General features: G+C 69.1%; 25 protein-coding genes. 13 read left to right on the plus strand and 12 right to left on the minus strand.

Annotated elements, in window-relative coordinates:
- Positions 1-54: 54 nt before the first annotated feature.
- On the plus strand, positions 55-558 hold the full coding sequence (locus tag OG555_RS39650) for a flavodoxin domain-containing protein (RefSeq protein ID WP_329478762.1): 504 nt from the start codon (positions 55-57) through the stop codon (positions 556-558).
- Between the two features lie 43 nt (positions 559-601).
- Here the strand turns inward: OG555_RS39650 and OG555_RS39655 are convergent, their stop codons facing one another.
- Entirely contained in the window at positions 602-1255 is a 654-nt protein-coding gene (locus OG555_RS39655) for a response regulator transcription factor (protein WP_329478764.1), read from the minus strand.
- 226 nt (positions 1256-1481) lie between these two features.
- Here OG555_RS39655 and OG555_RS39660 point away from each other — a divergent pair, with 226 nt between their 5' ends.
- A complete protein-coding gene (locus OG555_RS39660; protein WP_329478766.1) occupies positions 1482-2129 on the plus strand; it encodes a helix-turn-helix domain-containing protein in 648 nt (215 codons plus the stop codon).
- Positions 2130-2184: 55 nt separating this feature from the next.
- Positions 2185-2358 carry a zinc-binding dehydrogenase gene (locus OG555_RS39665; RefSeq protein ID WP_329478768.1) on the plus strand — a complete coding sequence of 58 codons (174 nt, stop codon included), beginning with the start codon at positions 2185-2187 and terminating at the stop codon, positions 2356-2358.
- A 37-nt stretch (positions 2359-2395) separates the two neighbouring features.
- Here OG555_RS39665 and OG555_RS39670 read toward each other — a convergent pair whose 3' ends face one another.
- The 5 genes from OG555_RS39670 to OG555_RS39690 all read right to left on the minus strand — a co-directional run bounded on the left by OG555_RS39670 (position 2396) and on the right by OG555_RS39690 (position 5728).
- Complete coding sequence (locus OG555_RS39670; protein ID WP_329478770.1) at positions 2396-2644, minus strand: hypothetical protein; 249 nt, start codon at positions 2642-2644, stop codon at positions 2396-2398.
- 9 nt (positions 2645-2653) lie between these two features.
- Positions 2654-3223 carry a flavodoxin family protein gene (locus OG555_RS39675; protein ID WP_329478772.1) on the minus strand — a complete coding sequence of 190 codons (570 nt, stop codon included), beginning with the start codon at positions 3221-3223 and terminating at the stop codon, positions 2654-2656.
- 21 nt (positions 3224-3244) lie between these two features.
- A complete protein-coding gene (locus OG555_RS39680) occupies positions 3245-4177 on the minus strand; it encodes a universal stress protein (protein ID WP_329478775.1) in 933 nt (310 codons plus the stop codon).
- 112 nt (positions 4178-4289) lie between these two features.
- Positions 4290-5162, minus strand: a complete 873-nt coding sequence (locus OG555_RS39685; protein ID WP_329478778.1) for a universal stress protein — start codon at positions 5160-5162, stop codon at positions 4290-4292.
- Between the two features lie 5 nt (positions 5163-5167).
- Entirely contained in the window at positions 5168-5728 is a 561-nt protein-coding gene (locus OG555_RS39690; protein WP_329478780.1) for a hypothetical protein, read from the minus strand.
- 212 nt (positions 5729-5940) lie between these two features.
- Here OG555_RS39690 and OG555_RS39695 point away from each other — a divergent pair, with 212 nt between their 5' ends.
- Genes OG555_RS39695 through OG555_RS39705 form a run of 3 tightly spaced genes read left to right on the plus strand, consistent with a single transcriptional unit; the run spans position 5941 to position 8286 of the window.
- Positions 5941-6909, plus strand: a complete 969-nt coding sequence (locus tag OG555_RS39695; protein ID WP_329478782.1) for an Acg family FMN-binding oxidoreductase — start codon at positions 5941-5943, stop codon at positions 6907-6909.
- 20 nt (positions 6910-6929) lie between these two features.
- Positions 6930-7805, plus strand: a complete 876-nt coding sequence (locus tag OG555_RS39700; protein WP_329478784.1) for a universal stress protein — start codon at positions 6930-6932, stop codon at positions 7803-7805.
- Positions 7806-7809: 4 nt separating this feature from the next.
- Positions 7810-8286 (plus strand): GyrI-like domain-containing protein, encoded by a 477-nt coding sequence (locus OG555_RS39705; protein WP_329478786.1) that lies wholly within the window; start codon positions 7810-7812, stop codon positions 8284-8286.
- A 61-nt stretch (positions 8287-8347) separates the two neighbouring features.
- Here the strand turns inward: OG555_RS39705 and OG555_RS39710 are convergent, their stop codons facing one another.
- On the minus strand, positions 8348-9400 hold the full coding sequence (locus tag OG555_RS39710; RefSeq protein ID WP_329478788.1) for a zinc-dependent alcohol dehydrogenase family protein: 1053 nt from the start codon (positions 9398-9400) through the stop codon (positions 8348-8350).
- A gap of 161 nt (positions 9401-9561) precedes the next feature.
- Between OG555_RS39710 and OG555_RS39715 the strand changes: the two genes are divergently transcribed.
- The 5 genes from OG555_RS39715 to OG555_RS39735 all read left to right on the plus strand — a co-directional run bounded on the left by OG555_RS39715 (position 9562) and on the right by OG555_RS39735 (position 13020).
- Positions 9562-10422, plus strand: coding sequence for a universal stress protein (locus OG555_RS39715; protein ID WP_329478790.1), 861 nt, complete (start codon positions 9562-9564; stop codon positions 10420-10422).
- A gap of 12 nt (positions 10423-10434) precedes the next feature.
- A complete protein-coding gene (locus OG555_RS39720) occupies positions 10435-11337 on the plus strand; it encodes an ABC transporter ATP-binding protein (protein ID WP_329478792.1) in 903 nt (300 codons plus the stop codon).
- A gap of 5 nt (positions 11338-11342) precedes the next feature.
- Positions 11343-12146: an ABC transporter permease subunit gene (locus tag OG555_RS39725; RefSeq protein WP_329484936.1), complete on the plus strand. Its 804-nt coding sequence runs from the start codon at positions 11343-11345 to the stop codon at positions 12144-12146.
- A gap of 3 nt (positions 12147-12149) precedes the next feature.
- On the plus strand, positions 12150-12557 hold the full coding sequence (locus OG555_RS39730; protein ID WP_329478794.1) for a hypothetical protein: 408 nt from the start codon (positions 12150-12152) through the stop codon (positions 12555-12557).
- Between the two features lie 88 nt (positions 12558-12645).
- Positions 12646-13020 carry a hypothetical protein gene (locus tag OG555_RS39735; protein WP_329478796.1) on the plus strand — a complete coding sequence of 125 codons (375 nt, stop codon included), beginning with the start codon at positions 12646-12648 and terminating at the stop codon, positions 13018-13020.
- 4 nt (positions 13021-13024) lie between these two features.
- Here the strand turns inward: OG555_RS39735 and OG555_RS39740 are convergent, their stop codons facing one another.
- Entirely contained in the window at positions 13025-14830 is a 1806-nt protein-coding gene (locus tag OG555_RS39740) for a copper resistance CopC/CopD family protein (protein WP_329478798.1), read from the minus strand.
- A 292-nt stretch (positions 14831-15122) separates the two neighbouring features.
- Between OG555_RS39740 and OG555_RS39745 the strand changes: the two genes are divergently transcribed.
- Positions 15123-15788, plus strand: coding sequence for a response regulator transcription factor (locus OG555_RS39745; protein ID WP_329478800.1), 666 nt, complete (start codon positions 15123-15125; stop codon positions 15786-15788).
- Positions 15760-16878 carry a sensor histidine kinase gene (locus OG555_RS39750; RefSeq protein WP_329478802.1) on the plus strand — a complete coding sequence of 373 codons (1119 nt, stop codon included), beginning with the start codon at positions 15760-15762 and terminating at the stop codon, positions 16876-16878. The genes OG555_RS39745 and OG555_RS39750 overlap by 29 nt, the downstream gene beginning before the upstream one ends.
- A gap of 24 nt (positions 16879-16902) precedes the next feature.
- On the opposite strand, the gene OG555_RS39755 is transcribed toward OG555_RS39750, so the two are convergent.
- The 4 genes from OG555_RS39755 to OG555_RS39770 all read right to left on the minus strand — a co-directional run bounded on the left by OG555_RS39755 (position 16903) and on the right by OG555_RS39770 (position 23060).
- A complete protein-coding gene (locus OG555_RS39755; RefSeq protein WP_329478805.1) occupies positions 16903-17385 on the minus strand; it encodes a hypothetical protein in 483 nt (160 codons plus the stop codon).
- Between the two features lie 62 nt (positions 17386-17447).
- Positions 17448-20483 (minus strand): multicopper oxidase domain-containing protein, encoded by a 3036-nt coding sequence (locus tag OG555_RS39760; RefSeq protein WP_329478807.1) that lies wholly within the window; start codon positions 20481-20483, stop codon positions 17448-17450.
- A gap of 11 nt (positions 20484-20494) precedes the next feature.
- A complete protein-coding gene (locus OG555_RS39765; RefSeq protein ID WP_329478809.1) occupies positions 20495-21784 on the minus strand; it encodes a multicopper oxidase domain-containing protein in 1290 nt (429 codons plus the stop codon).
- Between the two features lie 16 nt (positions 21785-21800).
- Positions 21801-23060 carry a multicopper oxidase domain-containing protein gene (locus OG555_RS39770; RefSeq protein WP_329478811.1) on the minus strand — a complete coding sequence of 420 codons (1260 nt, stop codon included), beginning with the start codon at positions 23058-23060 and terminating at the stop codon, positions 21801-21803.
- Positions 23061-23101 lie beyond the last annotated feature (41 nt).

The following is a 23101-nucleotide window of genomic DNA, read 5'->3' on the forward strand; positions in this document are numbered from 1 at the left end:
GCCGGGGCCGTGCCCGCGACTGGTGTGCTTGGGGTGACCAGAAGGAGGGTCTCGATGTCCAGGAAGGTATTGGTCGCCTACGCCAGCAAGATGGGCGGGACCGCCGGCATCGCGGAGGCGATCGGCGCCGAATTGCGTGAGCACGGCCACGACGTCGACGTCCTCGACGTCGCTCAGGTCCGTACCATCGATCCGTACGGCGCTGTCGTGCTCGGCAGCGCGATCTACGCCCGCCGCTGGCGGCGGGACGCCGTACGGTTCCTGCGCCACAACGTCGACCAGCTCCGGGAGCGCCAGGTCTGGCTCTTCCACAGCGGCCCGGTCGGTCCCGACAAGGACCAGGAGCAGGACATGCCGTCCGCCGTACGGCGCCTGGCCGACAAGATCGGCACAGCGCCCGCCGTCACCTTCGCCGGCCGCCTCGAACAAGCCACCGCGAAGGGCTTCCTCGCCCGCCACCTCGCCACCGGCAACCTGGCCGGGGATTCCCGCGACTGGGCCAAGATCCGCGCCTGGGCCGACGGCATCAGCACCGCCATCCCCGTCACCCGGCCCTAGTCACCGCTCAACGGGGCACTTCCCCGGCTGATGAAGTGGCCACCTACGACTGCGGGTGGTTCTTCGAGTGTTCGATGGCGAAGACGGCTGCCTCGGTGCGGCGTTCGAGGTTGAGTTTGCGCAGCAGCGAGGAGACGTAGTTCTTGACGGTCTTCTCGGCCAGGTAGAGCGACTGGGCGATCTGGCGGTTGGTCTTGCCTTCGGCGATCTCGGCGAGGATGCGGCGTTCCTGCTCGGTGAGCGCGGCGTACCTCGGGTCCTCGTCGGCGACCGGGTGGCGGAGGCGTTCCAGGACCTTCATCGTCATGGTCGGGTCGAGGAGCGATTCGCCGGCGGCGATCCGCCGTACCGCGTCGATCAGGGCGTCGCCGTGGATCTGCTTCAGCAGGTAGCCGGCCGCGCCGGCCATGATCGCGGTGAAGAGCGCCTGGTCGTCGGAGTACGACGTCAGCATCAGGCAGGCCGGCGGAGTCTCCATCGACGAACGGATCTCGCGGCAGACGGTGATGCCGTCGCCGTCGGGCAGCCGGACGTCCAGGACCGCGACATCGGGACGTACGGCGGGGATCCGCGCGATCGCCTCCGCGGCGGTCGAGGCGTCACCGACGACGTCGATGTCCGGCTCCGCGTCGAGCAGCTGGTGCAGTCCCAGCCGGACCACCTCGTGGTCGTCGAGCAGAAACACCTTGATCGTCATCACCGTCTCCTTGGCTTTTCACCCACCGTACGACGTGGCCCGGCACGCCCACATCAGGATCTCGTTCCCCGCGCGGTACGCGCCAGGGGCAACGGTCCTACCCCGGGCGGGACCTTCGGCGCGAACGTGCCGACCGGCCCTGGTCCTTCAGGACGTCATGCCCTGCCCGCCCGGGTGCCCGCCTGATTGTCTGGAACTGCCGAAATCGATGGGAAGGCAGACTCCGATGAACACCAGGTCAGGGACCACAGGCAAGCCGAGCGACCTCGGCATCCGCATCCGGGGCCGCCGGCTGGCCCTCGGCCTGAGTACGGCGGAAGTCGCGGAGCGGACCGGCGTGAGCACGGAGCGCATCGAGAACATCGAGACCCGGGCGTTCGCTCTCACCGGCGCGGAGCTCGTCCGGTTGTCGCGTGCCCTCGACATCAGCGTCGGCGACCTGACCGGGCCCTATCGGCCCAGAACCCCTCGGCAGTCACCGACCGCGCCCGTACTCGAGCCGATGCGCAAGGAGGAGTGCGTGAAGCTCATCGACGCCGGTGATGTCGGCCGAATCGCGTACAACGGAGCCGACGAGCTCGTGGTCTTCCCGATCAACTACTGCTACCTCAACGACCTGATCATCTTCCGGACCGCGGCCGACAGCGCGGTCGCGCAGTTCGACCTGGCCCCGATCGCCTTCGAGATCGACTTCACCGACGAAGCCTTGCACGACGGCTGGAGCGTCCTGGTGCACGGCATGGTCCGCCCGGTCACGCGCGAAGAACTCGACGCCGCCCGCGGCCGAGTCGAGCCCTGGGCCGGCGGAACCCGCGAGTCCTACATGGCCATCGAGCCGCACCGCATCACCGGCCGCCGCATTCGCTCCTGGTGAGCACCTGCCACCAGCAACGGCAGCTCTTCGGCGCCGCGGCGAGGTCCGGATCGCGGTGCACGCGCTCGCCGAGATCGGCGAGCTGATCGAGTCCGGGCAGTTCTCGCTCCCGGTCGCGCAGACCTTCCCGCTCGGCGAGATCGCGGCGGCGGCGCACCGCGTCAGCGAGGACGGTCACGCGCGCGGGAAGCTCGTCCTGGTGGTCGAACCTCTCAACCCGTCCAGGTGATGCGCATCAGCGACCGTCGCATCTGGTCCTGCGTGAATCACCGATCCAGCTCGTGTTCTCGCAAGCGGGCGCGGGCTTCGTCGAAGTCGTCGCGGGTCAGCTTGCCGGCGGCGAACCGGCGCTCGAGGATGTCGAGCGGCGACGGGAGGCTGGTGGGCCTCGGACGCGACTGGTGGACCAGCCGCACGGCGACCCACACGGCCGCACCGGCGACGAGCACCCACAGGATCCCCGCGAACAGGATCCAGCCCATGCCCATACCCATGCCATAACCCATCTGCATCATCGCTCCTCCTCAGCGCCTCAGGGCCGCCGTCGCGGAGGTGGTGAGCAGCCGGCCGAGCTCGTCGCCCCACTCGCGGGCGCGATCGATCTCGACCTGACGGATCGGCCCGGTCGACTCGTCCACGAAGAAGCTCGTCGACGGCGAGATCAGCCGGAACCCCAGCTTCCGCAACAGCTTCGCGGCCGACCGTGCGGCCGACCCGGGCAGCCGGCGGACCTTGGCGATCCGCGTGTCGAACGTCGCCACCTCGAGGTGCTTCGACCGGCGTCCGGTGCTGGACCTCGTGTCGGTCGCCAGGGCGTCGAGCCACTCGCGGATCCCGACCTCGATCGGCATCACCACGTCGTCCTGCTTCCGCGCCTCCTGCCGGGTGGACGGCCGGCTCATCGAGAACGCGTGCGTCGGTCCCCCGACGACCAGCAGTCGTACGTCGGCGGGGACCACGGTCGGCGCCCGGTACGCCGGGACGATCTCGGTCGGGACACTCTGCTGCAGCCCGTCACGGATCGCTCGCGCGATCCGCTCGGTGTTTCCGAACATCGACTCGTACACCACGAGCGCACGTACGGTCTCGGACATGATCAAGGCCTCCGATCAGGGTCAGTACGTCGGTACGACGAGCTCGCCGCGCAGGGCGTCGCGCTGCTGCTCCACGGGCTCGCGCTCGGCCGCGGTCACGTGATGCGGCACGATCGCGACCGGGCAGGTCATCGCGGCCACCGAACGGCGCGCCACCGGGTCGACCGGCAGCGGACCAGTGTGTGAACCGACCACGACCAGGCCGACCTCGCAACTTTCGTGCACCAGTGCGGCAGACGGCTGACGGCTGCTCAGGAACCGCGTCACCTTCACGTCCGGGAACCGGCTCGTCCACGGGGCGAGCGTCTCCGACAGCAGGTGATCCGCCCGGCTGATCCACGAGTGTTCGGGGTCTTCGTCGTTCCAGGCGTGCTCCGCGGGCAGACCCGCGTGCACGACGACCAGGTCGGACTCCCGGCCGGCGGCGACAGCGAAGGCGAACTCGAGTGCCTCCGACGACAGCGCCGTACCATCGATGCCAACGGCAACCTTCCGGTCCACCAGCGACGGCTTCCACGACGCCGGTACGACGACCACCGGGCAGCCGGCCCGACTCGCCAGCGTCAGACTCGTGTGCGTGTTCATCAGGCGTTGTGGACCACGGCTGCGTGCCCTGCCGACCACCAGCATCCGCGCCTTCCGCGCGGCGTGCGCGAGAACCCGCACCCGCGACCCCTCGCCGGCGACCGCGGCCAGCGCCATCGCGTAACCGTCCCGATGCCGCACATGCGCGACAGCCGCCCGCAACGCGTCATCCGCGAGCTCGGCCGGCGTCTTCGGCGCATACCCGGGCATCATCGGCGAGAACGAACCGTGTGCCGAATACGGTGCCACCAGCACCAGCTCGGCCCCGCTCCGAAGTGCCTCCGCGGCCGCGTAGTCCACGATCCGCAGATTCTCCGCGGTTCCGTCGACCTCGACCACAATCGGCCCGGTACGTGTCCAAGTACTCATCTCTTCACCTCTCTTGTCACTTCGAGCCTGCGCCGACCTCGGCGGCTCCGACAGGGTCGTGCGGGCCGTCCGCTCCCGCCGGATGGACGGATCTGTGGAGGACCTTCGGCCATCAACTACTCGTCGTCGGTACGACGGCCAGCGGGCACGTCGCGTGGTGGAGCACACCACGGGTCACGGATCCGAGCAGGAAGGACGTCAGCCTGGCGTGGTGGCGGGTGCCGATGACCAGGAGCTGGGCGTCCCATTCGGTTGCCGCCGTGACGACGCCGTCGACCGGGTGGCCGCGGCGGACATCCGCATGGATCGTCAGTCCGGGATACCTCTGCCGCCACTCGGCTGTCACGTTCTCGAAGTGGCGCTCGGCGTTCTCGGTCCATTCGGCCCTGACGCCGGCGACGTTCATCGCGTCCCAGCTGTACATGGCTGGAAGGTCCCAGACATGGACCAGCCGCACGGCCAGCCCACGCTCGGTCGCTTCCTCGATGGCGAACTCGATGGTCGCCTGGTTGTTGTCGGAGTCGTCGACCGCGACCAGCACCGGACCGGAGTGGTCGCCGGGCTTCCAGTGCTCGGGCACGATCACGACCGGGACCTGCGCGGTGGCCGCGACCACCTCCGAGGTGGAGCCGACCAGCAGTCGCTGGAACGTCCCCATCCCCCGGCGGCCGACCACCAGCATCCGGCTGCCGGCCGCGACTTCGGTCAGCGTCCGGGCCGGTGGCCCGACCACGAGATCAGCCTCGTGGTCGAGCGAGCCGGGGCTCTCGTCCAGGTACTTCTGAACCTCGCCGACGAGCTCCAACGAGGAGTCGTCCACGACGTCGGCTTGCCAGCCCGGTGCATGCCGGGGCCGATCCTCGATCACATGCACCGCCTGGAGAGGCTCCTGCCGGAGCAGCGACTCGAGCAGGGCCCACTCCAGGGCACCGGTGTCACGCCAGGAGCCGTCGACCCCCACGTGGATGACCGGTTTGGCGGTCATTGTGCTCACCGCAGCCACGGGTACCGGCGGACGATGTCGAGCTTGCCCCACCAGCGGCCGAACCCCCACACGTTGCCGGCGGCAACGAGCGCGAGGACGACGAGGGTGATGGCGCCGAGGATGTGATCGTCGAGCACCGGGTTGGTCTGCGGCGGCAGGTTCGCGGACCACATCAACAGGTACAGCAGCGAGCCGCAGACGGCGGCGATCCGCATTCCGATGCCCAGAGTCAGCGCGAGACCGATTCCGGCCAGGCCGATCATGAACAGCGGAGTGACCCACCAGTCACCGACCAGCGAGTGGTAGAAGTCGCTCATCGGGCCACTGGTGCCCTTGCCCAGGAAGCCGGCGGTCGGGTCGCCACCGTCGATCCAGCCCTTGCCGGACGGGGTGGCGTAGCCGAGGCCGAACACCTTGTCGAGGAACGCCCAGAGGAATTCGAGGCCGAACGCGATCCGGAGGACGGCGAGCGCACGCCCGGCCGCCGTGGTGATGATCGGGTACTGATCGCCGTCGGGTTCCATCGCCGGAGTCGGTAGGTCGCGGCGGTGCGGCGTGGTGGTCATGGTCTGTTCCTCTCACTCGATGCGGACACCTCGATCGTGGATCTCGCCCCCGCCGCCGGTCAGGGCCGTTGTCACCTCACCGCCACCCGCCGAAGGGCCTGTCATCTCGGGACGTATGCCGCTGTGACGCCGCTCGACACCCGCGCACGCTGGGAGCGGAAGGACCAGCTCCGGCTGGGCATTGCCCGCGTGCCGGTGAGAACGGAGTTCAGATGAACGCTGTACTGACCGACGACGAGGTCGGCATCCTGCTGACGGCCGCGGTGCAGGCGCCGTCGATCCACAACACGCAGCCGTGGCGGTTCGAGGTCCACGGGCCGGTGGTCGACGTACTGCTCGACGAGGAGCGCACGCTGCCCGCCGCGGATCCTGCCGGTCGCGCCGCGCGGATCGGCATCGGAGCGGCGGTGTTCAACCTCCGGGTGGCGGCCGCGATGCTCGGCCACGAGTCCCGCGTGGCGGCGAACCCGGATCCGCAGTACCCGGAGATCGCCGCCCGCATCTTCCTCGCCGACCGCGAGACTCGGGTGCCCGGCCTCAGCAGTCTGTACGGCGAGATCCGTCGCAGGCACACGTATCGCGGTCCGCTCCTGGAGCACGCGGTCTCACCGAAGGTGCTGCGGAAGCTCGACGGGGCGGCGCGGGCCGAACGTGCTCAGCTGCACTGGCTCGGCCCGAGCGAGCTGACACAGCTCGGCACCATCGTTCGGCGCACCGACGCCGACGACCTGCACGACGAGGATCGGCTGCACGAACGTCAGCGCTGGATCGGCGGAGACCGATCGGGCGACGGGATCCAGGACAGCGCGCTCGGTCCGCTCCCCACCCGCCCGGGCTTCGTCCGCGACCTGTCCGCCGGCTTCGACAGCAGTCATCGCAGCCAGGCCGTCTACGAGAGCCACCCGTCCATCGCCGTGCTCAGCACCCGGAACGAGGACACCGCCGCCTGGGTGCGCGCCGGCCACGCTTTGCAGCGGGTCCTGCTCGTCGCCACGTCGTACGACCTCACCGCTTCGTTCCTCAATCAAGTGCTCGAGCGCACCGCCCCGCGCCTCCAGGTCCGGGACCTGATCGGCGACTGCTTCTGGCCGCAGATGGTGATCCGGATCGGCTACCCCGCGCAGTCCAACGGCGGCACGTTCCGCCGGAACTGGCGCGATTCCTTCGACCAATGGTTCTGAGAACACAGGAGGCCAACACTATGTCGTCACAACCCGCTCCGATCGTCGTCGGCTACGACGGCTCGCCGAGCAGCCAGAGCGCTCTGCGCTGGGCCGTCGCCGAAGCCGTCCGCGAGCTGGCTCCGCTCCGGATCCTGGAGGCGTTCGAGCTCATCGTCACCGTGCGTCCCTCGCCGGGTCACGTAGTTCCGCTCGACGCCTTGCGAACGGCGCGTCAGAAGGGGCTCGACTCGGTTGCCGAAAGCGTCCGTCTGCAGCACCCCGAACTGCAGGTCGAAACGAGCCTCGTCGGCGGAGCCGCAGTACCAGCCCTGCTCGAGGGGGCCGAACACGCCCGCCTCGTTGTCCTCGGCTCGCGCGGCCTCGGCGGCTGGAGCGGACTGCTGGTCGGGTCTGTCGCGGTCCAGGTGACCACGCACGCTCCGTGCCCGGTCATCGTGATCCCGCACGACCTGCGCGCGCACGCCCACGAGGGGCCGACCGTGGTCGTCGGAGTCGACGGATCCAAGGCGTCGGCCAAGGCGATCGACTTCGCCTTCGACCAGGCCGAGGCCTTAGGCGCTCAGATCGTCGCGCTGCACGCCTGGACCACGTCGTTGCTGAACTACGCCGACGGGGCGTCGATGCTTGCGTTCGACGCGCAGAAGATCGAGGAGGAAGCCCGGCTGCTCGTCGCCGAGTCCGTGGCCGGGGCGGCGGCGGATCATCCGGATGTGCAGTGGCGGACCGAACTCGTGAGCGGATCGGCGGCCCAGGCGCTCGTTCGCCGGGCGAACTCGGCCGACCTGGTGGTCGTCGGCTCGCGCGGCCGGGGCGGCTTCACCGGTCTGCTCATCGGCTCGGTCGGCCAGAGCGTCCTGCACCACGCCCAGTCCCCCGTCGCCATCGTCCGCTGACGCCATGTCCAGCTCCGCACCGCAGCCACGGATACTCGCCGAGCAGGCGACAGCCGTCCGGCGCACGGTCCTCGTCCCGGCGCAGTTGACCGACTTCGTGCCCCGGGCCTGTGCGGAGGTCGCGACGTACCTGTTTCGCCGCGGCATCCCACCGTCCGGATACCCGTTCGCCCGCGGCCACCGGGTGCACGACGATCTCATCGAGGTAGAGGCCGGCTTCCCGGTCGCGGCTCCGATCGCGGGCTCCGGCCTGGTCCGTCCGTCCACTCTGCCGGCCGGCCCGGCAGTCGTCGAGAAGTACAAGGGGGCGCACGAGAAGATCGGCCCGGCGCGCCAAGCCATCGACGACTGGCTGCAGCTCGAGGGCGCCGACCGCGACGGAGACAGCTGGGAGATCTACCACGACCTGCCCACCTGCGACGATCTGGGCGGTCGCATCGAGGTCGTCCAGCCGATCACCTTCTCGGCTGCTGACGTCTGACCCCCGAACGGCAACAGCCGCGGTCCGCGACGCCAGGTCGCGGACCGCGGCTGTTGTGCTGTTACTCGACTCCGGCTTCGCTGAACAGTGCGACCTTCAGGGCACCGGTCACCGCCGGCCGCGAGAAGACGTCGTACGCGTCCTGCATCTCGTCGAGGCCGAACCGGTGCGTGATCAGCTCGGGCAGTTCCAGCCGGCCCGCCGCGAGCATCGACAGCAACCGCGGCGTCGACGACGTGTCCACCAGGCCGGTCGTGATGGTGACGTTCTTGATCCAGAGATCCTCCAGGTGAAGGGTCGCCGGCGCACCGTGCACACCGACGTTCGCGACCGTCCCGCCGGCCCGGACGACCCGGGTGCACAGCTCGAAGGTGTCCGGGATCCCGACCGCCTCGATCGCGACGTCGGCACCGAGTCCACCGGTGAGCTCACGAACCGTCTTCTCCACGTCGTCGTCCGGGTCGAGCGCGAGATCCGCGCCCCGCTCGAGCGCGGCCTTGCGCCGCGAGTCGGCGGCGTCGACCACGATGATCCGCGACGGGCTGAACAGCTTGCTGGTGGCGATCGCCGCGAGGCCGATCGGCCCGGCTCCCACGATCACGACCGTGTCACCCGGCGAGACCTTGCCGTTGAGTACGCCGACCTCGAACGACGTCGGCAGGATGTCGGCCAGCAGCACCGCCGCCTCGTCACTGACGTTGTCCGGCAGCTTGTACACCGACCGATCGGCGAACGGAACCCGGACCTGCTCGGCCTGGGTGCCGTCGATCAGGTGACCGAGAATCCAGCCGCCACCACCGAGGCACTGACCGTAGTGACCCTGCCGGCAGTACTCGCACCGGCCGCAGGACGTGATGCAGGAGATCAGCACCCGGTCACCGATCGCCACGCCACGGACGCCGCTGCCGACAGCGGTGATCGTGCCGACCGCCTCGTGACCGAGGATCCGGCCCGGCTCGACCGTCGGCACATCACCCTTCAGGATGTGCAGATCGGTGCCGCAGATGGTGACCGCGTCGACGCGGACGATCGCGTCCTCGGGATCCTGGATCACCGGATCCGGCACCTCGCGCCAGCTCCGCTGCCCTGGACCGTTGTAGACCAATGCCTTCATCACAGACCTCCCTAGACGAGACTTTCCACTCTCGACAATGGCCCTCCGCACCGGTCCTGACTGCGGCCGAACTACACCTGCAGGCGGGACCTTCGGCCCTCCCTCCAGCGCCCGCGCACGGCTTGACTGGAACTGCAGGAGTACGAACCGAGAGGTGTCCCATGTCAGCGGAACAGCCTGTACTGGTCGGGATCGACGGATCACGCGACGGCCTGATCGCGCTCGGCTGGGCGGCGGCGTACGCCACCCTGCGGCAGGCGCGGTTGCACGCCGTCTACGTCCTGGACGATCAGCCGCAGCTCCCCACGAGCACACGGCCGACCGGACCGGACGACGGCAGCGAGGTGCTGGAAGACGCCCTCCAGGAGCTCGAGCGGATCGGATTCACGACCGCGTCACTGGAAGTGCGCCACGGCCATCCGGCCAAGATCCTCCTCGAGCTGTCCGAGCGTGCCCAGGCCCTCGTCGTCGGCCGCCGCGGCATGGGCGGCTTCGCGGAGCTCGTGCTCGGATCGACATCCCAGGCGTGTACGGCGCTCAGCACCAAGGTGCCGCTGGTCGTCGTACCCGACACCTGGGATCCGGCGGCGCCCGCGCACCGGCGGATCGTGGTCGGCGTCGACGGATCACTGGAAGGCCAGGACGCGCTGCGCTTCGGCTTCGAGCTGGCCGACGCGACGAACGCCGAACTCGTCGGTGTCCACGCTGTCGAGATCCGCGAGAGCTACCCCGATCCCAGTGTCTGGACCGACCCGAGCCGGCCGCCCTGGGCCGACGCAACCGACGAACTCCTGGCCCGGACGCTGGACGACTGGCAAGCCAAGTACCCCGAGGTCGTTGTCGACCACCGTGCCGTCGCCGATCATCCGGTGCGGGTGCTCGCGCACGAGTCCGAGCTCGCCGACCTGGTGGTGGTCGGAGGGCTCGGCCACACCGCGTTCTCCGAGCTGCGGCTGGGATCAGTGGCCCGCGGCCTGCTCCACCACTCGCACTGCCCGGTCGCCGTCATCCATCACAGCTGAGGATTCGTTGCCATGACACTCAATGGGGACATCGTCATCAAAGCCCGGCGACTGACCAAGCGGTTCGGCCGCCGGACCGCGCTCGACGGGCTCGACCTGGACGTCCCGGCCGGCGTCATCCTCGGCTATCTCGGGCCGAACGGCGCCGGCAAGACCACCACGATCCGCCTGCTCGCCGGGTTGATCCGCCCGACGTCCGGCTCCGCGGTCGTCTTCGGGTTCGACGCCAACGACCAGTACGACGTCATCCAGCGGCGGATCGGCTACCTGCCCGGCGACTTCGTGGCCTACCCGGACCTGACCGGCGCGCAGTACCTGGACTACTTCGCCCACCTGTACGGCGGTGTGGACCGGGATCGGATCGAACTGCTGACCAAGCGATTCGACCTCGACCTGAGTGTCCGGATCGGTATGTTGTCCCGCGGCAACCGGCAGAAGGTCGGCATCGTCCAGGCGTTCATGCACGAGCCCGACCTGCTGATCCTGGATGAGCCCACGACCGGACTCGACCCGCTCATGCAGCGCGAGTTCCGCGACCTGCTCCGGGAGACCCGGGGCGCCGGCCGGACCGTCTTCCTCTCCTCGCACGTCCTGTCCGAGATCGACGCCGTCGCCGACACTGTCGCGATCCTGCGAGCCGGCCGGCTGGTGACGACGCAGTCCGTCCAAGCATTGCGGGACAAGGCCCGCCGTCGCCTCGATCTCACCTTCGCCGCTACCCCGCCGGCGGACCGCATCCACGCCGTACCAGGTGTGCAGGAGCTCACGATCGACGGCCGCACCGCGCATGTCGTCGTCACCGGATCGACCGCGGAGCTGATCAGGTCGGTCGGGCCGTACGAGGTGACCAACGTCGTCAGCCATGAGGCCGACCTGGAGGCCGCGTTCCTCGACTACTACACCGGGCGGGAGTGAGCGCCATGTTCCGCAACGTCTTCCTGAAGTCGATGTACGACGCCCGCCGCGGCCTGATCGGCTGGTCGATCGCGATCGTGGCACTCGTGCTGCTCGAGAGCGCCCTGTGGCCGTCGGTCCGGGACATGCCGAACCTGACCGAGCTGTACCAGTCGTTCCCGGAGGAACTGCGCAAGTTCTTCGACCTCGACGCGATGTCCACGGGCGCCGGTTTCCTCAACGCCGAGTTGTTCACGCTGATGCTGCCCGGGCTCTTCCTGGTCTACGGCATCGGCCACGGCGCCCGTGCCCTGGCCGGCGAAGAGGAACGCGGGACCCTCGAGCTGCTGCTGGTCACGCCCGTGTCCGGCTTCCGGATCGTTGTGGACAAGGCGCTCGCGCTGGCGCTGTCGATCGCCGTCCTCGGGTTCGCGCTGTTCGTCGCCACCACGCTCGGCAGCCTGATCTTCGGCCTTGGCATCAGCGTTCCAGCCGCCGCGAGTGGCGCGCTCGCGATGACGTTGCTCGGCGTGGAGTACGGCGTACTGGCCCTGGCCGCCGGCGCGCTCACCGGACGCCGCTCCGCCGCGATCGGGATCGCCGCGGCCGCCGCCACCGCCGCGTACGTCGTCTACGCCGTCGGACTCATCCTGCCGCGCTTCGAGTCCTGGCAGCCCTACTCCCCCATCCACCAGGCGTTCAACGGTGGACCGCTCGGTGCCGGCCTCCAACTCAGCTACCTCTGGCTGCTGGCCGGCTCGGCCTTCCTCGTCGCGATCGCGCTGCCCGCCCTCGACGGCCGCGACATCTCGACCGCCCACGGCGGCTGAGCCATGCCCACGCTCGGCCGCCGCGACCTCGTGGCCTCGACCCTGATCGCCGTACTGGTGGTGCTCTACCTGCTGTTCCTTGCCTCCAGCAACTTCATCACCGCTCGTGGAATGACCTGCGTGACACTCCTGCTGAGCGGAGTGATCATCATCCTCTGCTCCGACGGGGAGCGTCCGGACGCCGTCAGCTGGCAGTCCACCATCCTCGCTGTCGCCGCAGTCGCCGCCGCAACCCTGAACCTTGCCCTGTCTCCATCCACTCTGCTCCTGACCATCGCCATCGCCACAACCCTCGCGTTGTGCTCCGCCCAGCTCGCCGAACACCTCACCTTCACATCAGCAACATCTCGGGAGGCACACGATGACATCGACGCCGGTAACACGAATTCCGCTGCCGGTACAGCCCGGTGACGAGATGGTCCAGCTCGCCCGGTTCCATCGCAATGTGCGTTGGACCGGCACCATCCAGGCCGGCGGCATGGGCCCGGAGAGTCCTGCCATGACCGCGACCGGCGAAGGCCGCCATCACACCATCCAGAACGGACTGTGGATCGTCGGCGACTACCGGCAGGACCAGTTCCTCACCGAAGGGACCTTCGTCCTCCACTGGCAGCTGCACTGGGTCGCAGGCTGGGATCCACAGGCGGGCGAGTACCGCGCCTCGGTCGCCGACAACTACGGCCACCTGGAGATCCTGTCCGGCCGGATCAACGGCGACCTGCTCACCTTCGAGAGCATCGGGCGCCCACCCGTCCGCCTCCGCCTCTCCTGGCATCTCGTCGACGACCACACGATGATCTGGCGCAACGAAGTCTCCGTCCAGGGCGGCCCGTTCAACCTCATCGAGAGGTACATCTGCACCACCACCAAGTGAGCGCTCACCGGTGTGTAGCGGCGTCCTCGAGTTCGTGCGCTCCGGACAGCTGTTCGGAGCCCGGCGCGACGCGTCGGCGATGCCGGTGCACGAGCGCGCCCGCGACGGTCAGGGCCAGCAGGGCTGTCAGTGCGGCGGCGGCATTCGTCCACGGTGTCAATGGACTGTTCGAGACGACGACAGCACGCGGCGCCAGGCCGCTCGGCACGACCCAGGTTCCGGAGACCGTCGCGGAACCGGGGTGGCCGCGGACGGCAGCGATCCGGAGCGGCAAGTCACCCGTTGCCTCGACATCCACCGCGGCCTGCCATCGCGAGTCGCCCCCGACAGCACCTTGGGTCCGCCGGAGGACGATCCCGGTACTTGTTCCGAGGTCGGCCGTCACCGCCGAGATCGGTCCTGGGACAGGGCGCCTGCTGCTGACTACGTCCACCAGGAGGAGGCTGCGGCCGGGCGCGTTCGGCGCCAGCGCCACCGTGATCAGCAGGTCGTCCACCTGGTACGTCGCGCGCGTGGCGACCGGCATCGGCTTGCTGAACTGCGGGCCACGCGCCGGCGGAGTCACGGCGAGTACCACCGCGAACAGCAGGACGCCCACGCCCAGCAAAGCCGAGATCGCCTGGCCGCGGGCCGTCGGAGTCTTCGGCTGACGGTCCGGCCGTCGGATCAGCCAGGGGTGCAACCGCCGGGCATGCCGGAATCCGAGCATCATCGCTGCCGCCACGACCGCTAGTTTCACCAACAACGCTTTGCCGTACAGGGTCCCGAGAGCGGCATCGAGACTCGCCACCTGACGGCCTGCCAGCAAGAGGCCGGTCACGGACAGGACGGCGACGCAACCGGCGGCCAGCGGCCCGAATGCCTTCCAGAGCCGGAAGGCCTGCCCGCGGTTCTCGCGAAGCTGGCCCGTCAGGACAGCGAGGAGACCAAGACCGCCGATCCAGGCAAGCCCGGCGGCCTGATGCAGGGACAGCACTACAAGGGATACGGGGCCAGCCTGAGCATGGCTGCTCGCGGACCGCAGCACGATGTCGGCGAGCAGGAGAACGACCAGCAACGACGTACCCAATGGTCCGGCTGAGAGGCCGCGAACACGCCTGATCAGCACGACGAGCACTCCGACGAGGGCCAGCTCGCGCAGCGTCCAGCGCGTCAACTGGCCCGAGCCGATGAGGATCGCCAGACCCGATTCCGAGCTTTTCGCCTCCGACAGCTGTCTCCCACTGCGAACCAAGGATGTGAAGACCGACAGGAATCCAAAGGCGACGGCCAGTCCGAGCATGGTCGCCACCACCGGCTCGGGCAGCGCCGGCTTCGGGCGCCGGGCGAGCGCGGTGGCGAGGAACGCCCAGCCGCAGAGCACCGACGTGGCGGCGAGGTCCATCCAGCCGAGCACGACGTCGACGACGGTGGCCGCCGGCCCGGTGACCGAACGGGCCGGTTCACCGGTCGAGGTCGCCGCCAGACCGACGCCGAACACCAGCGTGCCCTGCAACCGGTGCAGGTCGTACTTCGACACGACGCTCCAGCGAAGCTCGTACACCGACCGAGGCAGCTCGGGAAAGCCGGACACGACCACATGGATCCCGCGGTCCGCGATCCGGGTGGTTCCGAGCGGGATGGCACGGCCGTCACGATCCGACAGCGAAACCTCGATCCCGGCCGCCGTCGGAGGCTCGGAGAACCAGAGGTCGATCTGCCGTGGCGCCGCCTGCACCGTCTGCCCGTCCGACGGGGTGGACCGCAGCAGCACGGGGTGAGCCTGGGCGACACCGCCGGAAGCCAGCCACAGCACAGCGGTGACGACCACCAGGAGGGATGCCCTGACCCACCGGCTTCGCCGGTGAGCCTGCCTGTCCCGCGTGAGAGTGCCCACGGTCTCCCCCCTCGGACACCAACAGTCTGTTCGAGACGATCCACCCGCGGGCGCCGCGAGGTCATCGAAATGACAACCTTTTCACCCGACTGTCATGGCGGCGGTTCGGCGAGAATCGCGCGCCGGGACTTCCGTCCGGCGTCACGGGGAGTCAGTATGTCCTTGGGTTCGGGGGACGGATCGGGATGGCGGGTGCGCTCGACGGCGCGACCGGCATGGGGGGAACATGGCAACAATTCTGGTGGTTGACGACGAACCGGAAGTGGTTCGTTTCGTCCGGCGCGGGCTCGAGGCGGAGGGCTATCGGGTGCTGACCGCCACGGACGGCGGCGACGGGCTGCGGATGGCGCTGACCAAGAAGCCGGAGCTGATGGTGCTGGACCTGCGGATGCCGGAGGTCGACGGTGAGGCGGTGATCGCCGCCGTGCTGGTGAGCAGCCCGGAGACCCGGATCCTGGTCCTGTCGGCGGTCGCCGACGCGGAAGCGCGCGTTCGTTGCCTGGAGCAAGGGGTCGACATCCTGCCGAAGCCGTTCACGATCCGTGAACTGCTGGCCAGGGTGCGGTTCGGGCTGCGGGACTCCGCCGGCCGGGATTCGGAGGATCTCGTCTTGCGGGTCGGCCGGATCCTGCTCGACATCCGGACGCGCAAGCTGCGGATCGACGGCAGCGAGGCCGCGCTCTCGGAGCGCGAGTTCCTGCTGATGCAGCACCTGATGCGCAAGCCGGACAAGGTCTGCTCGCGCAGCGAACTGCTGTCCGCGGTGTGGGGCTACGACTTCGACCCCGCGACCAACGTCGTGGACGTCTACGTCCGGCGGCTGCGCGGCAAGATGACTCGCGACGTGATCCAGACGGTGCGCAATGTCGGCTATCAGCTTCAAAGCGCGTGATGCCCGGACCACCTGGCTCGGCCGGTTCAGTAATGGCCGGCTGACACCGGAGTGGTACCGGCTGGTCGACGGCCTGCTCGCTGCCTACGTGCTGGCGATGCTCGCCCTGATGAACGTGATGATCGAGCGGGAGGTCATCCCCTATCACTTCCTGTTCCTCGGTCTGACGCTCGCGTACGGCTTTCGCGTCTGGCCGCTGGCACCCACGCTGCTGGTGACGTTTCTGGTCACCGTGACGACCGGGTGGATCCTGGTCAACCATCAGTTGCAGGACGGCACCAGCCGGGCCGAGTGGGCCGAGATACCCCTGATGCCGTTGCTGTTCCTCGCGATGGTGTGGCACGCCCGGCGGCGGGTCGCCGCGCAGCAGGAGGTCGAGCTGATGGCGGAGGAGCGTCTGGCCGTCTTCGAGCGGGAGCGCGAGTTCTTCCGCGAGGCGTCGCACGCCATGCGGACGCCGGTGACGATCGCCGTCGGGCACCTCGAGTTGCTCGAGCCGATCGTCACCACCAGCCCCGAGTCCGCCGGCGACTACGCGATCGTCGTCCGCCAGATGGGCCGGCTGTCGGCACTGTCGACGCGACTCCTCGCTCTGGCGAAGCTGGACTCCGGACGCGCCCTTCGTCACGTCGACCTGGATCTGGCCGATTTGCTCAGCGGCATCGGCAGGAACTGGCGCGAGAGCGCCGACCGGGACTGGGCGGTCGATCGGCTGGCCGGAGCCAGGATCACAGCAGACCCGGACTGGCTCGAACTGGCCCTTGACGCGTTGATCGAGAACGCGGTGCACTTCACCGCCTCCGGTGATCGGATCCGGCTGTCCGGCGAGATCGCGGGGCCTTGGTACGTGATCAGCGTGGCCGACGCCGGCCCGGGCATCCGGGCGGTCGACCTGCCGCATGTCTTCGAGCGCTTCTGGCACCGGCCGCCCCGATCCGTGGTCCCGATGGGCAGCGGGCTCGGCCTGCCGATGGCCCAGGCCGCGGTCCGTGCGCACGGCGGCCGGATCACCGTCTCGGCGGCGCCCGAGGGCGGCGCCCTGTTCGAGGTCTTCCTGCCGATCCAGCCGGAGGTCTCCACCGCGAGTTGACGCTCCCGGACGCCGGACGTGGTCTCACAGGACCGGTGCATGCGGCAGGACGAGGTCGCCGAGCTGGATAGACGCCTTCTCGTCGTGGCGGAGTGCACCTTTGGTGTTCTGGTAGACGAGGTAGTACGTCTGTCCCGCGCGCAAGGCATGGCCTTGCTTCATCACCGACACCCGTTTCGTGCCGCCGTCCCGGGCTTCGCTGCGTAGCTCGGGCGGATGCCCGACATCGGACTGGAACCGGGTGGCCTTCTCACTGTCGAGGACGACATAGGTCAGCGTGATCAGGCCGCCGTCCCCGACGACGGCGATCCGGCTGAAGCGCACGCCGTACTGTTGCTCGATCGCGGTGCTTTGCGGAAACGCCCCCGGATCGCCCGGCGACGACCAGAGCTTGAATCCCACGAGGACGCCGGCGACGGCTGCCATCGCGAGCACCGCGGCCAGCACGACCAGGCGGTTGGCCCCCGCCGTCCAGCCGGCCCGTTGACGAACTGTTGTCTCCAGCATGCCTGTCCCTCCCAAGGACTGAGCCGGGGCCCTGATCGCTCAAGGCCCCGGCGGTCATGGCGTCACGGCATCGTGAACCTGGTCGAGTTGAAGGTGTCGAAGTACGCCCGCCCGGAGGAGCTGGCGCTCATCCCGGCCGACACCCCGAACCAGGCCGTCTCGATCCGCAGCGTGCTGGTGTTCCCGGTCTGCAGCGAGCGGCTGACGCCGTCCACCAGTAGCCGCAGCGAGCCGGCCGACGTACCGGTGGCCGGTCCGGACGTCCAGTCGACCTGCAGGGTGTGGGTACCGGGTGTGAGCGTGAACCACGCCCCCGTCAGAGCTCCGGCCCCGCTGCGGTCGAGCACGGTCCGGACCTGCGCCGAGCCGGCCGTGAACCGGTACTCCAGCGCGAAGACCTGGCCATTCGTACCGGTCCGTGTCTGCAACAGGCTCAGGGCGGTGTTCGCGTTGGTGCCTGAGGTGAGCGTGTTCCGGTTGAACACGAACCTGGCGTGGTACGACGTCTCCGCCGCGGGCGTGTTGTCGGTCAGATAGCCGGCGCCCGGCAGCGTCACCTGCAGTCCGCGCAGGCTCCCCGGCTCCAGCGGCCCGGGCAGCGCCGCGGTCGTCGTGTTGGCGACCCCACCAGTGCTCGAGCTCCAGAAGCCGAAGCCGCCCGACTCGAACCCGTCGGCGAAGATCCGGTTCGGCCGCTGGACCGAGACGGTGGTGTTCACCGCCTTGCTCCAGTTCCCGGCCAGATCCTGCACCCGCAGGTTGAACACCTGGTTGCCAGGTGTCACGGAGGCCAACGGCACGGTGACCTGGACCTTGCCCGCGACCACACTGACCGGCACCGAGATGCCCTTGCCGACCCCCGGGTCGGTGGACCCGAGCCAGTACTCCGCCTTCGCGATCAGCGAGGCATCCGTGACCGGAGCGGTGAGAGTGAGGGTGTCCGCACCGTTGGTCGGGTTCGGAGCGGCGGTCAGGGCTCCGAGCACCGGCGCCGTCTTGTCGACCACCAGGTTCACCGCGAACAACGGGCCCCAGTTGCCGGCGGCATCCTGGCCGCGGACGTAGACGTGATGGGTGCCGTCGGCCAGCGCCTTGACCTGGGTCAGCGGGATCAGCCCGTAGAACGCCTCCCCTGTGGAGTCGAGCTTCCCGTCCACCGGCAGCATCTGCAGGCCGGTCCCGCCGGCCGGGTTCGGCGCAGTCGGGTCGAGGAACGCCTCGGCGTCCACCAGCCGGCTCTGGGCCGCCCCACCGGCGTCCTTGTCCGTGATCTCGGCGGAGATCAACAGGTTGCCCGGGTGGCTCTTGTCAGCCAGTACGCCGTTCGTCGGGTTCGGCCCGACTGCAGCCGCGTCCACGGCCGGACCGGTGACGTCGATCGGCAACGGGATGTCCAGGGGCGGTCCCCACAGACCGAGCGAGTCCTTGCTGTGCACCAGGACGTGATGCGTCCCCTCGGTCAGGGTCTGCAGCAGAGCTGGTGCCAGATCGACGTCCTCCGACACGACGGTCGCGCTGCGGTTCAGCGTCAGCGGGGTCCCGGTGCCGTCGGTCCCGGCTGTGTCGAGGAAGTACTCGGCGGCGGTGATGAGGCCGCCCGCGTCCGAGTCGTCCCCGGTCGCCGAGACACCGACCGCGACGGTGCCATTGGCCGGCACGTCCGCGATCGAGCCGTTGATCGTCTGCGGGCCTGTCTTCGGCAGGTTCAGGATCACCGAGCCGACGACGCCCCAGTTGCCGGCCGCGTCGAGCGCCCGGACGAACACGGTGTGACGACCGGCGTCGAGCGCGGCCAGCATCGCCGTGGTGATGGTCCCGGTGGCTCCGATGACGCTCACACCGCTGCTGGGCAGGCTCATCGGCGTACCGAATCCGGGCCCGACAGTGACCGCGTCGTCGATGACGAACTCGGCCTGGGTCACCGCTGATCCACCGGTCGTGACATCACTGAGGTCCGCGGTGACCGAGACCGGCACCTGACCGGTGGCCGGGTTCGGCGCCAGCCGGAGGTGGGTCGAGACCGGGCCAACGCCGTCCGTGCTCGGCGGCGGCGCGTTGGTGTCGAGGAACGTCAGCATCCCCCCGAAGGCGAACTGCGCCGGATCGGCGGTGTGCTGGCCGTTGTTGTCGAGATGCCGGGCGGTCTCGTAGAGGGCCAGCTTGGCCTCCGGACCGGTCGGCATCGTCACGAGCGCGTCCAGCGTCTGCCCTGGATCGACGCTTTCCGCCGCCACCGTGGTGCTGAAGTGGGCCGGATGACCGCCCTGCGCGATCTCGGTCTGCAGACCGCCGAGCACCGTCATCGGATGGGTCACGGATCCCACGTTGGCGTACCGGAGGAGCACCTTGTGGGCCTGGTCCGTCGCGATCGGATCGGTAGCCGGGAACGGTTTGCCGTTGATCAGCCGGTACTTCGGGCTGAATTTGCGCAGGTCGAAACCGGCCGGATTCGCGTTGAACGACGGATCGATCTCACTCAGGACGACGAGGGCGTCGTCGTCGTACTGGCTGGCCGGATAGCCGGCCGGCTGCGTCCCGTACGCCGTACCGTCCGGCGGCAGGACCACGAACGCGCCGGCCAGTCCCATCGCCACCTGGCGAGCGCCGCCGGACGTGTGGCCGGCCTCGTACAGGAAGGTCCCGGCCCTGGCGGCGGTGAACGTGTAGGTGCGGGCGCCCGACGCGATGCCGGCGGTGTCCTCACCACCAGCGGGCAGGCCCTGCCCGGGGAACGCCAGCGAAACGGTCTGCCCGGCCAGCTGGTTGTGCAGCGTGACGGTCACCTGGTCGCCCTGGTGAACGACGAGCGCCGGCCCCGGTGCGGTGGCCGAGCCAGCCGCACCGGCCAAGGAGAATCCCCAGATCGGCACCGCGGTGCCGAGCACAGTCGACGTACCGGCCATCGCGTAGAGGTCGCAGGCGGCAGTGCCCGTACCGAAGCTGCACCCCCGCGGGGTGAGCTTGCCGACGGCAACCGATGCGCGCGAGGGCGTCTGCTGGACCGCCGGTGCCGCGGCGACGGGCACCGCTGACAGCAGTGCGCCAGCGAGAGCTGTGGTCGCTACGCCCGCGGCGGCGACCCGGAATCTGTTCGTCATCGTCGGTGTCCTCACTGGCTCGCACAGCCGGCGGGCGGATCGATGCGGAAGACCGTCATCATGCCGCCGAAAGCTGCCCCGTAGTTGGTCGCCTGCTCGAGCGCGTGGCTGTGCGCGATGTGGTAGTACTCGCCGCACTCGTTGTTCTGCGTCAGGTTCGAGGGCACCGCGTTCTTGGTGCCGAGGTAGCCGCTCTCGGAGAACCAGGTGTCCGGGCCGACCAGCAACTGGTCGGTGATCGCCGGGATCTGGGTCGGGATCGGGTTGGTGGTCGCGTTCCAGTGCTCGACGTCACGCCAGTCCATCAGTACGTCGAGCGTCTGCCCGGGACCGACGTCCAGGTCGTACTTCTGGTACGACAGGTCCTGGCCGGACGGTCCCTGCAGCGCATGACCGTCGCGGTTGACGACCCGCTCGTCGCTGCCGTGCGGGTGGAACGGGTAGTTGACGCTGCCGGCGTTGAGGTAGCGGATCGTCGCCGGCAGCGGGTTGGTGGCGGCGTCGTACGGCTTGATGTGCACGAGCGCGCCGTACGGCTGTCCCGGTAGCCAGGGTGCGTTGTTCGGCGCCAGCGTGTCCGGCATGCTGCGGCCGTTGATCAGGAAGTATCGCGACTTCGACGCGTTGACGTTGACCGGCTGGTTCCGTTCGACGGCCAGGTGGACGTCGGGGTCGATCTCGGACAGCAGATAGACATACTCCTTGCCGTTGGCGAACGCCGAGTCGGTGCGATCGTTCACCTGGTTCGGATGGCCCGCCGGCCGGACCACCAGGGCGCCGTACAGGCCCATCTGGAGCTGCTTGTCCACATCGGTGCCGGTCTCGTAGAGATAGGTGCCGGGGCTGCCGGCGGTGAAGGTGTACGTGACCGAACCATCGCTGGCGTCGGCAGCCTGGACCAGTGAGGTCAGCGAGCCGCCGGAGTCGAACTGCGGCTGCGCCGGATTGCCGTTCGCCCTCACGGACTGCTGTCCGGGGAAGACGATGGATGTTGCTTCCGGCAACTTGTTGTGCAGGATCACAGTGACCGGCCGGCCGGACTCGACGCACAGCGTCGGACCGGGCAACTGGAAGCCGCGCTTGCTGTTGCCGTAGCTCCACATCAGGATCGAGTTGCCGTCGGGCGTGGACACGTAGCCGTCGCTCGCCGTGAGCGAGAACGTCTGGTTCGGGTCGCTGTCGCAGAGCAGTCCTTCGGACATCTCCGCGGCAGACGCCTGCGTCCGCACCACGAGCGGCGTCGTGACCAGTACGACGGCCGCCGTCAGGGCCAGCAGTCGTTGGACCGAGAGTCGTTTCATCGGATCATCGCCCCCGTCACGCATTCGCCGCGGTCTGGGCAGGATAGGTGCCGGGCGGGCCGACGACGATCTTCGTCATCATCCCGCCGTACCCGGGCCCGCCGCCGTTGTCGAGATAGGAGTACTTGCGGTCGTAGAGCAGGTACTCCCCCGGACCGGGCGCCACGAACAGCGCGTCGCGGCTCTCACCGGGCCCGATCTCGACCATGTTCGTGGTCAGGTAGTTCGTCGTGCCGTCGCGGCCCTTCAGCAGGCTGGCGTCCTTGGCGATCACGGTCAGATCGAGGTTGTCCACGGTCATCGCGTGGTTCTGGTAGCCGAGGTTCGACATCCGCAACAGCACCCGGTCGCCGGCGTTGCAGCGGATCAGCGACGAGATCGGCTGGTACTGCAGCCGGCCCGCGGCGGTGCTCAGCGGGTCCCCGTTCGCAGCGATCGTGTCGGGATACGCCCGGCCGTTGAGCAGCCAGAAGCTCGGGTCGTAGTCGGTCCAGTCGTTGACCTGGATGTGCGCGTCGCGGTAATGCGCCGCCGACCACAGCTCGGTCAGCATGAAGGCGAACTCACGGTCGTACGCCGTCGACCCGTCACCGTCGTTGTACGCGTACCGCTCCCCCGGGTGCAGCGGGGTCCGGTTCTGGGCCGGCCGGACGAACACCATGCCGGTCATCCCCATCTGGACGTGCTCGACGTCCTCGAAGTGACAGTGGTACATGTAGGTGCCGGCGTCGTGCGGCCGGTAGAAGTACGTCAGGTCGCGCCCGATCGGCACCGCCAGCGACAGCTCGGGGACGCCGTCGAACAGCGGGATGGCGTTGACGAATCCGTGCCAGTGCAGGGTGTGCCCGTCGAACAGGTCCGGCCGCTGCGCCAGGCCGAGATTGGTCAGGGTCAGGTAGATGTCGTCATCCTCGTCGAACGCCATCATCGGTGCGCTCACCTGTGCCTTGCCCCGCTGTGCCGCGACCAGGTTCGACGCCATGCCGGTGACGTCGCGGAAGCCGAAGACGTAGGTGTTGAACGGGCTCGGCGCCAACGGATCCGGGAAGAACGGCGGGTCCGGCGGTGCGTCGCCGGGCATCGCGACCCATCCGTCGGTGCCGACCAGGTGGACCTGCTTCATCGGATGCGCGGCGGCTGCCGCCGACCGGTCGGGTGCGGCCAGCACAGCGCCGCCGGTGAGCAGACGCCCACCGAGCACCGCGCCGCCGACGACACCCGCGCCGGTGAGAAGGGAACGCCGCGTCAGTCCACGCGACGTGGAGATATCGGTCACTGGAGTTCTCCCGTTGCTGGTTCGGTGAAGGTAGAAGGTGC

It is taken from the genome of Kribbella sp. NBC_01484, from assembly GCF_036227145.1.
Taxonomy (GTDB): domain Bacteria; phylum Actinomycetota; class Actinomycetes; order Propionibacteriales; family Kribbellaceae; genus Kribbella.